General features: G+C 63.5%; 1 protein-coding gene. It reads left to right on the plus strand.

What is annotated here, in order from left to right; genetic code table 11:
• Positions 1-425, plus strand: a 425-nt coding sequence (locus EOD15_RS35460; RefSeq protein WP_127409401.1) for a PDZ domain-containing protein, incomplete at both ends; no start/stop codon positions are given.

Here is a 425-nt window from a genome sequence, read left to right on the forward strand (position 1 = left end):
TCATCCAGATCGACGCATCGGTCAACCGCGGCAATTCTGGCGGTCCGACCTTCAACCTCAACGGCCAGGTCGTCGGCATCAACACCGCGATCTTCTCGCCGTCCGGCGGCAGCGTCGGCATCGCCTTCGACATTCCCGCTTCGACCGCCAAGCAGGTCGTTCAGGACCTGATGAAGAGCGGTTCCGTGCAGCGCGGCTGGCTCGGTGTGGAAATCCAGCCGGTCACCTCCGACATCGCTGAGTCGCTTGGTCTGAAATCCAACAACGGCGCACTGGTTTCCAGTGCCCAGGACGATGGTCCCGGCAAGAAGGCGGGCATCACGGCCGGTGACGTGATCACCCAGGTCGACGGCAAGGATGTCGCTTCGCCGAAGGAACTGGCCCGGCTGATCGGCGCCTATTCGCCTGGCAAGTCGGTCGACGTC

It is taken from the genome of Mesorhizobium sp. M7A.T.Ca.US.000.02.2.1, assembly GCF_003996995.1.
In the GTDB taxonomy this organism is placed as follows: Bacteria; Pseudomonadota; Alphaproteobacteria; order Rhizobiales; family Rhizobiaceae; genus Mesorhizobium.